Here is a 15,270-nt window from a genome sequence, read left to right as displayed (position 1 = left end):
GCTTAACTCCAAAATAACCTGGCAAAGGGAAGCAGGATGACGGATGAAATGATACGACTGAGCCGCGAGAAGCGCTTTTTGGTCTTGCTCGGGGTTATCTGTCTGGCGCTGATTGGTGGCGCGTTGTATATGCAGATCGTGCTCGGTGAGGCGCCTTGCCCGCTGTGCATCCTGCAACGCTATGCTTTGCTGTTGATCGCGATCTTTGCCTTTATCGGCGCAGCGATGCCGACACGGCGCAGCCTGACCATTTTTGAAGTGCTGGTGGTGCTCAGTGCCATAGGCGGGGTGATCGCGGCCGGGCGGCACGTGTTTATCCTGGCCAACCCTGCGGTGAGCTGCGGCATTGACGTGCTGCAACCGATCGTTGACGGCCTGCCGCTGGCGACGGTGTTCCCGCTGGGCTTTCAGGTTGAGGGCTTCTGCTCTACGCCATACCCGCCGGTGTTCGGCCTGTCGCTGGCGCAATGGGCGCTGGTGGCCTTTGTGCTGACCAGCGTGCTGGTGCCGTTGGGAATCTACCGGAACCGCAAAAAACACGGCTAAAACGCCACGTTTGGATTGATCCGCCCCGCACTTTTCCTGAGAATGCGGGGCGTTTTTTTGTCCGCGCAAAAATGTCAACAGGATGTGAATCGGCACACTAAAGTGATAGCTGACTTGTGCGACATATTGTCACGCTAAAAGTGTCGCAGAGAGCGATTCCTGTAGGACAGGCGAGCACGAATTACGTTCGGAGCGATTTATCCCCTGATCGTTTTTTTTGCGGATCAGATGATTGAAATTGCCCTTGGGCGTCTCCATGGGAATCGGCTGTAAGCCTCTTCACTTGGGCGTTTGGGGGGATTCACTCGCCCTGTGCGTGCGCCAAAAAGGGGCATATCAGCTGCGGGCTTTTGACGTGCTACATGCATTTTAAGGAGGCATATGCCTGCGTAATGGGCAACAATAGTGAGGGATTGTTACTGGAGTCGAGAAGAATTATTTCTGGATGAGACATGGTTTGTAGAGAGCTTCCTAACTACAATCGCTTCCACTGAACGTCCAGCCTGCTCACCTCCGAGCCCAAGCGGGTAGTCGGCGGTCGTCTGGGCAGTTCACAACAGGCGTCACATGCGACTCCCAGGTACTGGCAACCCTTCTAAGTTCCGCCACAAATGGAATTGTCTGTAGTAAGGCGATTGACCACGTATCGAATAAGAAATCACTGCTAACCCGGGATTGCGTATTCACCTGAAGGTGATGAGCAGGCATTTATTCAAGCCCGGAAAAGAGCCAACCCTTGGTAGGGTGAAGTGTTGGCGAAAAAAACCAACTGCATTGTGCAAGCTGTTTTAGAGGTCGTGAGATGACTAAAAAAAGGTACCCCAGACTCCTTGGCTTATTGCCACTTTTCGGCACGTTGCTGCTGGGAGGCTGCAATTGGACATTGCTCGATCCGGTGGGGCAGGTAGGGATCGAAGAGCGGAATCTGATCATCACTGCAACATTGCTGATGCTTCTGGTCGTGGTCCCGGTCATCTTGATGACCCTGATCTTCGCGTGGAAGTATCGCGCGTCGAACAAAAACGCCACATACGCTCCAAAATGGTCGCACTCCACCAAGATCGAAGTCGTGATCTGGACTGTGCCAATTCTCATCATCATCGCCCTGGGCGTGATTACGTATAAGTCGACCCACGCGCTGGACCCTTACCGTCCGCTTGAGTCCGACGTCAAGCCGGTCACTATTGAAGTGGTAGCACTGGACTGGAAATGGGTATTCATCTACCCGGAGCAAGGTATCGCTACCGTTAACAAGATCGTGTTCCCAGCCAACACGCCTGTTAACTTCCGCATTACCTCTGACTCTGTGATGAACTCGTTCTTCATTCCAGGTCTGGGTGGTCAGATCTACGCCATGGCGGGTATGACGACTAAGCTGCACTTGATTGCCAACAAAAACGCAGAGATGGATGGCATTTCGGCCAACTACAGCGGCGCTGGCTTCACTGGCATGAAATTCAAGGCGATCGCGACTTCCGAGGAAGATTTCAACGCCTGGGTAGCTGAAGTCAAAGCATCACCTAAACAGCTTGATAACGCTGAGTACGCGGCGTTGGAAAAACCAAGCGAGAACAACCCTGTAGAGCTCTACTCCACCGTTACTCCGAACCTGTTCCAGCTCATCATCGACAAGTATGAAGGGATGAACCCAGGCAAGTTCGTGAAGCACGAGAAGAAAGAAGAGTCCGGGACCCAAGGTTTGGACAACACCTCGAATTCAGCTGCCGGGGCAGAGGAGTAAACGATGTTTGGTAAATTAAGTCTGGACGCCATACCGTTCCACGAGCCGATAGTGATGGTTACCGTCGCTATGATTCTGCTCGGCGGATTGGCGCTCGTCGCTGCAATCACGTATTTCAAGAAGTGGAACTACCTGTGGTCCGAATGGCTAACGTCAGTCGACCATAAGAAAATTGGCGTGATGTACATCATCGTTGCCATGATCATGCTTCTGCGTGGCTTTGCCGACGCCGTCATGATGCGTACCCAGTTGGCCATGGCCACCGAGGGTTCACCTGGCTACTTGCCGCCTGAACACTATGACCAGATCTTCACCGCTCACGGTGTGATCATGATCATCTTCATGGCGATGCCATTCTTCACCGGCCTGATGAACCTTGCAGTGCCGCTGCAGATCGGCGCGCGTGACGTTGCCTATCCATTCCTGAACTCCCTGAGCTTCTGGCTGCTGGTATCCGGTGTGGTACTGGTCAACCTGTCGCTGGGCGTCGGCGAATTCGCCAAAACCGGTTGGGTTGCTTACCCGCCTCTGTCGGGCCTGCAGTACAGCCCTGGCGTGGGTGTGGACTACTACATCTGGGCGCTACAGTTATCAGGGCTAGGTACGACGTTAACCGGGGTGAACTTCCTGGCGACCGTGCTGAAAATGCGCGCTCCAGGCATGAAACTGATGGACATGCCGATCTTCACCTGGACCTGCACCTGGGCAAACGTTCTGATCGTGGCTTCGTTCCCGATCCTGACCGCTACCCTGGCACTGCTGACGCTTGACCGTTACTTGGATTTCCACATTTTCACCAACGAACTTGGTGGCAATCCAATGATGTACGTGAACCTGTTCTGGGCGTGGGGTCACCCTGAGGTATACATCCTCATTCTGCCGGCGTTCGGGATCTTCTCTGAAGTCATCTCGACCTTCACTGGCAAGCGTCTGTTCGGTCACCACTCGATGGTTTACGCCTCCGGTGCGATCTCGGTACTGGGCTTCATGGTTTGGCTGCACCACTTCTTCACCATGGGTTCGGGTGCAAGCGTCAACGCCTTCTTCGGTCTGGCGACGATGCTGATTTCCATCCCGACGGGTGTGAAGCTATTTAACTGGCTATTCACCATCTACCGCGGCCGTCTGCAGTTCACCAGCCAGGTCATGTGGACCTTGGGCTTCATGGTGACCTTCGCAATCGGTGGTATGACCGGCGTACTGCTGGCCATCCCGGGTGCTGACTTCGTTCTGCACAACAGCCTGTTTGTAATTGCTCACTTCCACAACGTGATCATCGGTGGTGCTGTATTCGGCTACATCGCTGGTTTCAGCTTCTACTTCCCTAAAGCGTTCGGCTTCAAACTGAACGAGAAGTGGGGCAAGGCTGCATTCTGGTTCTGGATCATCGGCTTCTTCATCGCCTTCATGCCGCTCTATGCACTGGGCTTCATGGGCATGACCCGTCGTCTGAACGCCACGACCAACCCTGAGTGGGTGCCTTACCTGTACGTTGCTGCGGTTGGTGCTGCCCTGATTGCTGTGGGTATCGCTTGCCAGTTGATCCAGCTGTACGTCTCGGTTCGTGACCGTAACAAGCCAGAGAACGCCTGCGAATTCGGCGATACATGGAATGGCCACACCCTGGAATGGTCGACTTCGTCGCCACCTCCGTTCTACAACTTCGCTGTTGTGCCAACCGTTCACGGTATTGACGCATTCACCGAAGCCAAAGAAGACGGTACTGCTTACAAGGCTCCGGCCAAGTACTCGCCGATCCACATGCCTAACAACACCGCTACCGGTGTGGTAATGGGCGCACTGCTGACCGTGTTCGGTTTCGCAATGATCTGGCACATCTGGTGGCTGGCTATCGCGAGCCTCGCTGGCACCGTTGTGTACTTCGTTATACACGCTGCCCGTGATGACCAAGGCTACATGGTGCCGGTGGAAACCATCGAGCGCATCGAAGCCGAGCAGCACAAGCGTCTGTTGGCCGCCAAAGTAATTCCGGCCGACCGTGTTGAAACCAAGTTGGGGCAGGCATAAACCATGTCGAACATAGCGACCAATGCTGGACACGCCCATGACCATGGGCACGATGACCACCATCACGACGCGGGCGAGACTACCGTATTCGGTTTCTGGCTCTACCTGATGACCGACTGCATCATCTTTGCATCGCTCTTCGCGGTATACGCAGTACTGGTAGGTAACGTAGCGGGTGGCCCGTCGGGCCACGACATCTTTGAACTGCCGTACGTGCTGGGTGAAACCGCACTGCTGTTGTTCAGTTCGATCACGTATGGCTTTGCCATGCTCGCGTTCTACAAAGGCAACAAAGGCGGCGTTCTGGGCTGGTTGGCCATTACCTTCCTGCTGGGTGCCGGCTTCATCGGCATGGAAATCAACGAGTTCCACCTGTTGATCTCCGAAGGTTACGGTCCGCACCGTAGCGGCTTCTTGTCGGCGTTCTTCACCCTGGTCGGTACCCACGGTCTGCACGTGACCTGCGGTCTGATCTGGATGGCGATCATGATGTATCAGGTCAACCAACACGGCCTGACTTCGACCAACAAAACGCGTCTGAGCTGCCTGAGCTTGTTCTGGCACTTCCTGGACGTGGTGTGGATCTGCGTATTCACCGTTGTTTACCTGATGGGGACTCTGTAAATGGCTAACGCACATTCTGACGGCGCGAACCACGGCAGCGTGAAGTCCTACGCAACTGGCTTCATCTTGTCGGTGATCCTGACCGCAATTCCGTTTTGGCTGGTGATGAACCCGATCCTCGCCAAATCGACCACTCTGGCGATCGTTCTGTTGACCGCAGTGATCCAGGTTGTTGTTCACCTGGTGTACTTCCTGCACATGGACCGTTCCCCGGAGCAACGCAACAGCGTTGCAGCGCTGATCTTCTCGGCGCTGGTTATTGTTCTGCTGGTGGGCTTGTCCCTGTGGATTATGTTCAGCATCCACGCTGAAATGATGGCGAAGTGAGGTAAACCCGATGTCCTTTAAGCACTTTATCCAAATCACCAAACCGGGGATCATTTTCGGTAACGTGCTTTCTGTGGCAGGTGGGTTCTTCCTGGCCTCGAAGGGGCATTTTGATCTTGCCCTGTTCCTGGCTGCGGTGATTGGCACCTCTTTGGTGGTGGCGTCCGGTTGCGTGTTTAACAACTGCATCGACCGTGACATCGACATCAAGATGGACCGCACTAAAAACCGCGTACTGGTGCAAGGCCTGATCTCGGCCAAGGTGGCGTTGCTTTACGCCACCTTGCTGGGGGTTGCAGGGCTTGTACTGCTGTATCGCGTGGCCAACCCGCTGGCGGCCTTGTTCGCCGCGATTGGCTTCGTGATCTACGTCGGTTTGTACAGCCTGTACTTTAAGCGCAAGTCAGTACACGGCACGCTTATCGGCAGCCTGTCGGGTGCAATGCCACCAGTCATTGGTTACGTCGCCGTGAGCAATCACTTCGACATGGCCGCACTGACTTTGCTGGTGATGTTCAGCCTGTGGCAGATGCCGCATTCGTACGCTATCGCGATCTTCCGCTTCAATGATTACCTGGCCGCATCGATTCCGGTGTTGCCAGTGAAGCGCGGGATCAAAGTGGCCAAGAAGCACATCCTGCTTTATATCCTCGCGTTCCTGATCGCTACCCTGATGCTCACCCTCGGCGGTTACGCCGGCATGAGCTACATGGCCGTGGCAGCTGCGATGGGCATGTACTGGCTGTACATGGCGTGGACCGGCTACAAAGCCGTCGACGACAAGGTTTGGGCACGTAAGCTGTTCGTGTTCTCGATCTTCACCATCACCGCCCTGAGCGTCATGATGTCCCTGGACTTCAAAGTGCCGACCGAGTTGCTACTGACTTACGCGCACTAAGCCACCAGGCTTAAAAAACCCCGCCTTCGAAAGAAGCGCGGGGTTTTTTTATGGCGGTTGAAAACCCATCAGTCATGGATGCAGGCATATGGCCGGGGGGCAAATCTTCGGAAAGCTACGCGTACTACAAACCAAACGGATCCTTCTGACAGGGTGGTTCCGCACCCCCTCGGCATACTGGCTGAGCGCCGCTAACTGGCAATTTGACAGTTAGCGGGCACTCAACCTTCCTCCACCAGGATGCCGACATGACCCTATTACACAACAACGCTCACGCCTTGCTCGGTGCCTGCGTATGAAACGCATGAACATCACCGTCGGGTCCAGGACCACGGTGGGCGGCGTGGTGGTGACGGGCTGGGACCTGATGACAATCAACGATCAGATTCTGGCCCGCGAAGGTGACAGCATTGAGTGCCCGGTGTGCGGCAGCACGGGCGTTATCGTGCTGTGCGGCCCTCGCCATGATGAATCACTGGGAGGGCGGCAAGCTGCTCTGGAAGGGGATTTGTGCCAGTGCCTGTGCCGCCCTGCGCCGCGACTGATCCCTGACCAATACATCAGAGGCCAAGTGTTGGGAGATGCCAGAGGGCCTCAGCAGAGTTACATGGAGTATTTGGCTCAGTGGCCCGAATCGCCGGCACCCAAAAAAACAGCGCCCGCCAATGCCAATCCCGAGCTGGAAGAAGAGGACGAAGAAGAGGAACTGGAGTCCGGCATCACCCTGCATGTGGGCTTGTTCTTCGATGGCACCGGGAATAACCAGGGCAACAGCGAGGCGGCGCGAGGTTGCCTGGCCATTAGTTTGGGTATAGGTGAACAGGAAGGCGCGGATATACGTCAGCATTGCGCGAGCTTTGGCTTTGACGGTAAAGGAAACTCGCCGGATAACAGCTATAGCAACGATGTCACCAATGTGGCGCGGCTTTATGAGCTGTATCCGGATCATGCATATACGCAATTGCCGCAGGAAGCGGAAGAGGCTTTTTTAAAGGTCTATCTCGAAGGCATCGGTACAGTCACCGGGCAGGCTGACTCGCGCTATAGCCAGGCCAGCGGTCAAGGCAGCTCAGGGGTTGTGGCGCGAGTTGAGCAAGCGCCGGCGCTGATTTTGGAGCAGATTCGAAGGCTGCAAAAAATCAATCCCGGCATAAAAATTTGGCGAATTGTCTTCGACCTGTTTGGTTTCAGCCGTGGCGCTGCTGCCGCACGGCATTGCGCCAATGATCTGCTAAAGGGGCCGAAAAGCCTTATCGCCCAATCAATCCCTCCGGGAACGAAGGGCATGTCAGATGGCTTTAGATGGCGCCACCGAACAGATTTCAACCTCAACTTTATCGGACTGTTTGACACTGTGGCCGGTGTGGTTGCGCCCTTGAGCGGCGACTTTAGCCCGCACAATGCCAGCAACCCGGGTCTCGACCTGCACCTTGCCCCGGGCATTGCGCGCCATGTGGTGCAATTTGTAGCGTGCAACGAATATCGTCACAACTTCTCACTGACCCGCACCGACAATGACGTCGAGCTGCCCGGCGTCCACTCCGATATTGGTGGCGGTTATTTGCCTTTGGCCACCGAAAAAGTGCTGCTGAGTAAACCCCAGAGCAGTCAGGTGCCTGTCGACATGCCAGAAACCTCCACGGTCGCTTATGACCGAGCCCGGCAGCTCATGGGGGTAATGCTGCCGGACATGGAGCCCTATCTGCAGCGCTGGAGTATCGACACATGGGCGGTGGTTCTGCCTTATAACAGACGCCGTGACATGTTTGCCGAGAAACGCGTGTATGCCTCCCTACGCAGTGAACGGCAAGTGCATGGTCAGTTGTCACTGATTTACTTGCGGGCCATGCGCGAGCTGGGAATACGAAACGGGGTTCCATTTGATGTGGTTCCAGACACTTCTGCGTTTGCCTTACCAGCAGACCTGCACACTATCGCTGTAAAGCTTCAGGCGTACGCCGTCGGCGACAGCTTTCCCGGACTGACCCATGAAGAGGTGGCTTTACTACAGCGCAAATACATCCACTTGTCAGGCAATTGGAATGCCGTCTGGGGCAAACACAACAGCGACATTGAGGTGCTCTTTATCAATCGGCCGGCTGCAGGCGGTAAACGTGCGGTGCATCCCAATGAGTAAATACAAGCTGGTATGGGTATGGGGTGTGTTTGGGTTGATGGTGGGCTGTGCCAAGGGCAGCAATGGGTTGCCCTATGATGCATGGCGCTTAGGGCTGGGAGCCCCTGATTATATGGAAGTGTGGATCGAAACCGCAGATGCAGTAGATGTGCGAGACCGTGTCTTCAAGCGAGCTATGAGCGGAGTAGCCGCTATCAATACACCTAAAAACCTCAAGGGCCACACGCGCGGTTGGCCCAGCTATCCCGGTTGGGGCGCAGGCAAGTATGTTTATGGGGCAGCAGTACCGCGCCTGATCTATGTGCGTTGGCAATCGCTGGTGGAGCCGCAAACCTACGAGGCTTATATCGTGATCCCAGAAGCCATTCAGCAGGCCATGGTCAAGCCTGAGAAAGCCTTTTGCGAGTTCGATGACAAATGGATCACTGATTACCGCAAAGGCGTGACGGTAGGGTTGGCCCCTGGCGGTATTGCCAAAGTGTGGATTTCAGGCCCTTGCGTCAGCCCAATCGAAGTGGCCAGGGTTCAGGGAGAAGTCGTTAAAGAGGGGCCTGATGGCGGTCGATCTGGTGGCAATTATGCCTTGCCCTTAAAACCAGAAACAAAAGCCTACATCGAAAAATACGGGGTGCCTTATGGCTCTTGGTAAAGGGCCTCCGCACACCTGTTAAGCATCCAATCGACATCCGTTTTTTCGACATTAGAGTGTGTCAGGAGAGCTCCAACCTGACCCCAGGCTCTTTTGCTGGGCTATGTAGTTCTTGATCAACTGGCCCTCACTCTGAATCCGGTCTTGTTCAGCCTGGTAACGGGTGCGTTCGGTGTCCAGCCAGTCAGGCACGCTGCTGGTGCCAGCACGGTAGCGTTGGTCGGTGAGTTGGGAGGCCTGCATTGCGCTGCATTCAACCCGCCCTTGGCTAAGAAGTGCGGGTTTTTTATTGTTAAGGGTTTTACTCCCAGGAATGTTCGCTGCCAACAGTGATCGGGTATTTATCCGCAAACGGGAAGAAGTGATTCGTGCAATCTATCGCTTGCTTGTTATGCAAAAAATCATGGACGCCGAGTGCTTGGACCGTGTTGTATTTGGGCATCAACTGATACACGGTGTTGTAAACGGCGGGGATTTTATCGATCAGGACATCATTCATCAGGGCGGGCCCAGTGAGTTGAAAGTATTTTTTATGATAAGTCTTGTACGCCTCCTGATTTTTCACCAACGCTTCCCCGGACAATGTTTTATCAAGCACAGGTTTTGCTTGTGAGTAAAAAGCCCTGTTATCTAAAAAGCGCTTATGCATTTCGGCAGAGATAGCGGTGAGCACATTGTTATTTGGGTGTGATGCAAAATGGCTGGTGTTATAGCCCTCAAAGTCCAGCCCGGGCTCCTTGACCACGCCACCTAACAAGAGGTCATACGGGCCGGCTTTAATATCGTCTGCAACGAGCGCTTTGCTCAGTACATCATCCAAATCCAGATAAAGACCGCCGTAATGATTGACCAGCGGAAAACGAATCACGTCGCTGGCCGCAGACCAGGTTTTATGGGTGGCTTCAAAAATGGTGGTGTACTGCTCAGCGTTCGAACTGTTTTTGAACACGTCGTAAAAGGCTTCTCCCCTGATTTTTGAGAGCCTCAAGTTGGGAGCGTGTTTCTGGCAGATGAGCTCTATTTGGATATAAAGCGCGTCACTGACATCAAGATGCAGGGTCGAGGTGAATTCGCTGGACAACGTCATGTTTTTAGCAATGTTTTCCACCAGATGGGTACCCGGTACTTGAGTGCCTACCCAGATGTAATGAATGTTATTCGGGATGGCCACGGGGTGTTGAGGCAGTTGCGGCAACAGCGGCAGGGTCAAGGACATCAGTTGTTTAGGGGGCGGGAGTGATGACCTGATGCTGTTTAAGGTTGCAATGCTGCCTTTTTGCCATTTTCCTTCAGCATCAAGCCAAACTGCATCGCCCAGAGGGTTATCAACATAACGGAGCTGTTCACGCCATGTAGCGAGGTCAGCGTCATACACCACAGAAATAGTGTAGTTGTTCCATTCGATGGCATAGTTGGGTACCGAAGAAGGCGCATTAAGATTAAACACTTTATCCATGGGGATACTTAACTGACGCTGATAAATCTGCACAGTCGAGGATGTTTCCATGCCGCCTGCCAGGCCGCTGCTGGCAAGCTCCCATATTTTTTCGGTTGTGTTAAATCGAACTATTGGCCCGGTGACAGGGCCTTTATACAGGTTCAATGATGTACTGCTTGCAGAGCGAGTAACCGCAAAGATATTGCCCTGCATTTTGATATAGCTTAAACCTGCCACTTGATAAATATTATCGATCTGCCGGGCGCCCGAAAGATCGATGTCGTCGATATGAAACATGCGTTGTTGAGCCACGCTCAGCTTTCTGTTTCCCCAGGAAAAATCCGGATTGAACGGAACAAGCGGCGGGTTGACGAGGCCGCTGCTAATGGTTTTTGGCTGAATAAAAGGTGTCGTCGAAGCCGATAAAAAAGCGGCCTCTGGATTCAGCTGTGTTTTTAGTTGCACGAGCGTTGTTACATTGTTTAGCGCTTTTTGGGTTTGTAGTTTGCGCTGAATAAACCTAAAGCCTTTATATCCGGCGCGAAACAACAGGCCGCCCAAGGCCAGAGGGTTGGCGGCAGAGATCAAGCCTTTACCCGCCGTTGTCGCAAACGCTTTACTGGCATACAGGGTGCGCATGGAGGCCAGGGCGAACTTCGATACGCCAAATGATGTGCCGCGCAACACAATTTTGCCCACCGCCACAGAGGCCTGGAAACCGCTGTAACCGCCTTTCCCGAAAGGCACGACAAAAGACACGATTTCTAACGCGCCGAAAATAACAGTCCAGGCGGTGACCTTGTTGCCTTCGATATCCCGATACAACGAGTAGAACGGAATGATGGCTTTGAAAATGCGCTCTGCTTTGTTGACCAGTTCATCCTTGTACTGCTCATAAGGCGTGGGGTGCCTGAATGCCGTACGCAATTGTGAAAGGCTTTTGCTGAAAGCTGCGTTGACCATTTGCTCGCAGAGTTGCTCGACGCGTTCCTGTTCAGGCTTATCGGTTTGCTGATTCCAGGTCATGCTCAACGCCAATGTCGGCGTGGCTCTCAGGGCACCCGGTTTGCCGTCCAAATAAGCCATCTGGTCCAGTTTTGGCAAGCCGCTGACAGAAAGTGCTTTATCGAGCGCAAAGCCCTGCTGAAGGTCATAGACGATGTAGCCACTGGCTTCTGGCGTGACCTTTCGGATCGTGCCGGAGGGGCAGAATATTTCATACACGTAGGTGTCATCAGGGCGCGTGGACAGTGCAAGCAAGCCATAGTGTCCGGCCGTTTCGTTACCTTCGACGGAAAAGGAGGCGGTCAAAAAATGATTGGCGCTTAACACCTCCTTTCGTTGTTCAGGAGGCAAGTCATTGATGGCATGAATCAGTTGCACCTTCACTGCGCTGTTGTATTGCACCTGGAATGCATCGAACTGTTCATTAAAGTCGCTTAGTAGTGCGCAACCTCCCAGCCCCTTTGAGTCGAAGCCCAGCACTTTGTTCGTGAAGGCTCGGCCCTGCCCGCAGGTTATGTACTGCTCCAGGAGCGACAGGTGCATGTTGCGGCCGCGGTTTTTGAATCGAGGGATGAAGTACTCATGAATTTCAGCGTCAGTAAATCGCCTTCTTGCACGTGCATTGACGGGTGGGTGGAGGTTCGATAACTGTTTGAGCGCCATCTGTTTGCGATCTGGAGGCGGTTGCACCAACGCTGTCATGGCAGTTGCCTTTTGCTCTTCAAGGTCGCTCACGTATTGCAGGGCGGTGATCACATCGGCGGGGTCTACATCCGCCGTGTCTGTGACCGGGATTTTTCCCCGGCACATCGCAAAATGCAGAACGGGCTCACGGCGCAGTAGGGTGATTGCCAGTTGTTCATCAGGGGTCATTGATTGTGCGAAGGTCGCGTTCAACAACGCGCTCAGGCGTTCATACCCCAATGCGACGGCAGCACCGGGGTGGGCCGATTCGGCCAGTGCCACGGCATGGCGAAAATGGATGGAGTCGGGGGTATACCCATAGCGCAGATCCTGCGGTACGTCATACACCATCAACTGCGGGCAGTAGCGCCCTGCAATCAGCTCGAACGCTACCTGCAGGTCAGTTTTGGTCTTGCAGTGGAGCGTGCTGCGCAGTTGCTCCATGACCTGGCGCCGGACTTCCTGGATCGAGTGCCCCCCCATTGCGGGAGTATTCAGGTTAAGCCCGCAGACATACCCTTCGCTGTGGTGTACGGGCGGGCACAGGTAGTCGGTGATGCACGTCAGCGTCAGTGTTCGGATCATGCCCGGCGTGGCGATTTTGCGTTCTTGTGTTGTCCATGAGGACGCGCCGACAACAGCCTGTTCCAACTGATGAAAAGCAGGTGAATCAACCACGATGCTCATCAGTGTGGAGCCGCTAAGCGGTTCTGAATCGGGCAGCTTTATGGCGGGCAAAAATGTCGGTACCTGCAGAAACTCCGTCAGCGCAGTGATATCCCGTGTTGGCTCAACCCCCGAAATATGGGCATGGATGTCCAGCGTTGAAGTGGGCACGGATAATTTTGCTGATGCTCCTGGGGGGGAACTCACAGGCTCAATGCTTGTACCTGTATCAGGAGGACTGCCCAGCATTAGAAAGCACGAGGTGAGGTAGTGATAGTCCGCGGTGAAAAACTTGTTTTTGCGAAGTCCTTGCTCCACCGCGATGATGACCCGGTGATTGAGGCTATCAATCTCGGGGACTGCTTTACTGTGGCTGACATATTTGTGCACCAGCTTCAGACCCGTTTCGGCGGTCATCGGAAAGCTTTCGGGGATCCAGTCAAGCCCCTCGTCCAGCACCTGTCTCAGTAGCGTTTTGTGCGCGGGTTTCGCCAGCAGATCGCTGGCGAAGGTTTTAAATTGCGCATCGGTGATCAGTGTTTGCAGATCGGCTGACGGCTTAAATACGTTGGCAATGTTGGGCACCGGCAATGGACGATGAACAGGCAGTTCCATGTCCGGTTCTTGCAGGCTAAAAAAGGCCTGGGCTATCGCTTTGGTTGGGGTGGGTTCGATAACACGCAGAGCTCGGGCATTCAAAAAGCCCTCTGTCGTGGGCACTGATGTGCGGCGTGTCGCCTGGTCAAACAACGTGCTCAGGTAGGCAGCTTTTGCTCGTTTTTCAAGCGCACGGGACTGATTAAAAACGGTGGTGATGTCTTGATAGTTTTGTTCGAGCTGGAAAGCGATCATCGCCTCTACGGTGTTTTTTCTGAGGGGCTCCACTTTCACGGTTTTGGGCCTGTGATGACTGAAAAACGCCGTCTCTGCCTTGTGTTCAAAGGCGACCTGTTCCACCCAGTCAGGGAGTGTCTGGCGGTTGTTCAATCGCTGGTTTAACGCAACTCTTGCTTGCCGGGCTCTGCCGAATACCTCAAAGCCGTTTTGCGGGGTGAACACGTACGTAGTCAGCAACACTTGAGCGCTGGGTGTTCTGAGCTGAAATGCCACGGCAAATGAACAGCGCCGCGGCTTGAGTGACGCCGCATTACGTATGGCGAGGCGCACAGCCCGCAATTTATTGGGCGCTTTATACGGGGCCTGGAAAATCAGGTTACGAATGGCGGTGTCATCGTCCTCGTCAAGGCTGCCATCGGCGCACAACAGTTGCAGTTGTGTTTCCATAAGCAGCCTGTAGTGGGTGACGTAGTCCTGTTCTTTTGTCGGAGCCCCTGCGCGGCTATCTGCGGGGTTGGCCCAATAGCGTTTCAGGCTTTCGATGTAGGTTGTGTCTAGATCTTTGATGCGCGCCCAGAAGGCTTTGAACTGAGTTTCAGTGATAGACAGGTAGTGTTCCTGGAGTGGATCCAGTTGCGTCTGATAGTAAATCTCACGAGGCAGAGGCGGTGGCTCTGCGGCCGATGTCAACGAGCGCTGGATCAGGTTCGCCAGGCTTTGATCAGGCACATTGTTGCCCTCCCTGTCGACAAACCACAGCGAGTTAACGTTCGCCAGCATCAGCGTATCCGGCAGGTCGGTAAAAATGGCTGTCAGTTCCGCGTGCAGGCAGTCCATCAGGCTCGGTTGCCTGGCCATCAGCATCTCAATGCCGTTGTGAGTCCTCAGCCGGTTGATCAGCACCCGTTGCAGGTTGTTCAGGTGCTGGCGGTCGAGCAGGTTGGCGATGAAGTGAGTGGTGCATTCGCTCATCACGCGGCTTAGCGCAAAACTGGACAGCTTTGTGATGATGGTTGTTCTGAACGTTGCGCGCGTCGTTTGGTTGGGGTGTATTACAGGGTAACTCAGCAACGGAAACTCAAGGCTCCAAATCAGGTTGGCCAGTTTGGACACCAATTCGCGTACGTGCTGATGACCGGTTTTCTCGACATCACTGCCCACGGCCAGTGCGGTGGTGCGGCGAACGCTGAGTTGTGTGCAAAAAGTTTTCAAGAAGAGCGGGTCTGCGCACTGCTCTTTTGAAAGGTCAGTGACGGAGCACTCGCGGAGCAGTTGGGCGATGATTTTCATCGCCAGGCTAAAGGCGCTTGAGTCACTGCGGTCGGTGGTGCGATAGCCCAGGTTATTGGCGATGTCATAGACATCCAGGCTCTGTATTTTTTGGCTGATATCGGTGTTCATGGGAGTCACTTGCCTTGGCGGTTTTAATGCCAAGGTAAGTGAAGGGCCTGGGGCCTGGTGGTAGATAAATACAGCGCTGTTGCGCCAGGTAAATTTCGGAAAGCTACGCGTACTACAAACCAAACTGATCCTTCTGACAGGGTTGTTCCGCACCCCCTCGGCATACTGGCTGAGCGCCGCCAACTGGCAATTTGACAGTTAGCGGGCACTCAACCTTCCTCCACCAGGATGCCGACATGCCCCTATTACACAACAACGCTAACGATTTGCCCGGTGCCTGCGTATGAAG

The 15,270-nt window shown here is 54.2% G+C and carries 10 protein-coding genes; 8 read left to right on the top strand and 2 right to left on the bottom strand.

Annotated elements, in window-relative coordinates:
• The first annotated feature begins 36 nt into the window (after positions 1-36).
• The 8 genes from QMX84_RS01555 to QMX84_RS01520 all read left to right on the top strand — a co-directional run bounded on the left by QMX84_RS01555 (position 37) and on the right by QMX84_RS01520 (position 8,950).
• The gene (locus tag QMX84_RS01555) at positions 37-546 is read left to right on the top strand and encodes a disulfide bond formation protein B (RefSeq protein WP_048367150.1); all 510 of its coding nucleotides are present in this window, start codon (positions 37-39) and stop codon (positions 544-546) included.
• Positions 547-1,348: 802 nt separating this feature from the next.
• Positions 1,349-2,287: a ubiquinol oxidase subunit II gene (cyoA, locus tag QMX84_RS01550; protein WP_048367149.1), complete on the top strand. Its 939-nt coding sequence runs from the start codon at positions 1,349-1,351 to the stop codon at positions 2,285-2,287.
• Positions 2,288-2,290: 3 nt separating this feature from the next.
• Positions 2,291-4,315, top strand: a complete 2,025-nt coding sequence (cyoB, locus tag QMX84_RS01545) for a cytochrome o ubiquinol oxidase subunit I (protein WP_282362943.1) — start codon at positions 2,291-2,293, stop codon at positions 4,313-4,315.
• Positions 4,316-4,318: 3 nt separating this feature from the next.
• Positions 4,319-4,939 (top strand): cytochrome o ubiquinol oxidase subunit III, encoded by a 621-nt coding sequence (locus tag QMX84_RS01540; protein ID WP_048367147.1) that lies wholly within the window; start codon positions 4,319-4,321, stop codon positions 4,937-4,939.
• A complete protein-coding gene (gene cyoD / locus QMX84_RS01535; protein WP_262126393.1) occupies positions 4,940-5,266 on the top strand; it encodes a cytochrome o ubiquinol oxidase subunit IV in 327 nt (108 codons plus the stop codon).
• 10 nt (positions 5,267-5,276) lie between these two features.
• On the top strand, positions 5,277-6,164 hold the full coding sequence (cyoE, locus tag QMX84_RS01530; RefSeq protein ID WP_048367145.1) for a heme o synthase: 888 nt from the start codon (positions 5,277-5,279) through the stop codon (positions 6,162-6,164).
• Between the two features lie 295 nt (positions 6,165-6,459).
• Positions 6,460-8,301 (top strand): DUF2235 domain-containing protein, encoded by a 1,842-nt coding sequence (locus QMX84_RS01525; protein WP_282362942.1) that lies wholly within the window; start codon positions 6,460-6,462, stop codon positions 8,299-8,301.
• Positions 8,294-8,950, top strand: a complete 657-nt coding sequence (locus QMX84_RS01520; RefSeq protein WP_262126395.1) for a DUF2931 family protein — start codon at positions 8,294-8,296, stop codon at positions 8,948-8,950. Before QMX84_RS01525 ends, QMX84_RS01520 begins: the two co-directional genes overlap by 8 nt.
• A 51-nt stretch (positions 8,951-9,001) precedes the next feature.
• Here QMX84_RS01520 and QMX84_RS01515 read toward each other — a convergent pair whose 3' ends face one another.
• A complete protein-coding gene (locus QMX84_RS01515) occupies positions 9,002-9,193 on the bottom strand; it encodes a TolC family protein (RefSeq protein WP_262126396.1) in 192 nt (63 codons plus the stop codon).
• Between the two features lie 58 nt (positions 9,194-9,251).
• The gene (locus QMX84_RS01510; RefSeq protein ID WP_282362941.1) at positions 9,252-14,981 is read right to left on the bottom strand and encodes a glycosyltransferase; all 5,730 of its coding nucleotides are present in this window, start codon (positions 14,979-14,981) and stop codon (positions 9,252-9,254) included.
• Positions 14,982-15,270: the final 289 nt, after the last annotated feature.

The organism is Pseudomonas sp. PS01297, assembly GCF_029959305.1.
In the GTDB taxonomy this organism is placed as follows: Bacteria; Pseudomonadota; Gammaproteobacteria; order Pseudomonadales; family Pseudomonadaceae; genus Aquipseudomonas; species Aquipseudomonas helleri.
Note: the sequence above shows the minus strand (reverse complement) of the source record. Positions and strands in the feature narration are given on the sequence as shown.

Excerpts from the sequence above, each read along its gene's own strand:
- QMX84_RS01555 (WP_048367150.1), top strand. The coding sequence starts at position 37 with ATGACGGATGAAATGATACGACTGAGCCGCGAGAAGCGCTTTTTGGTC.
- cyoA (WP_048367149.1), top strand. The coding sequence starts at position 1,349 with ATGACTAAAAAAAGGTACCCCAGACTCCTTGGCTTATTGCCACTTTTC.
- cyoB (WP_282362943.1), top strand. The coding sequence starts at position 2,291 with ATGTTTGGTAAATTAAGTCTGGACGCCATACCGTTCCACGAGCCGATA.
- QMX84_RS01540 (WP_048367147.1), top strand. The coding sequence starts at position 4,319 with ATGTCGAACATAGCGACCAATGCTGGACACGCCCATGACCATGGGCAC.
- cyoD (WP_262126393.1), top strand. The coding sequence starts at position 4,940 with ATGGCTAACGCACATTCTGACGGCGCGAACCACGGCAGCGTGAAGTCC.
- cyoE (WP_048367145.1), top strand. The coding sequence starts at position 5,277 with ATGTCCTTTAAGCACTTTATCCAAATCACCAAACCGGGGATCATTTTC.
- QMX84_RS01525 (WP_282362942.1), top strand. The coding sequence starts at position 6,460 with ATGAAACGCATGAACATCACCGTCGGGTCCAGGACCACGGTGGGCGGC.
- QMX84_RS01520 (WP_262126395.1), top strand. The coding sequence starts at position 8,294 with ATGAGTAAATACAAGCTGGTATGGGTATGGGGTGTGTTTGGGTTGATG.
- QMX84_RS01515 (WP_262126396.1), bottom strand. The coding sequence starts at position 9,193 with ATGCAGGCCTCCCAACTCACCGACCAACGCTACCGTGCTGGCACCAGC.
- QMX84_RS01510 (WP_282362941.1), bottom strand. The coding sequence starts at position 14,981 with ATGAACACCGATATCAGCCAAAAAATACAGAGCCTGGATGTCTATGAC.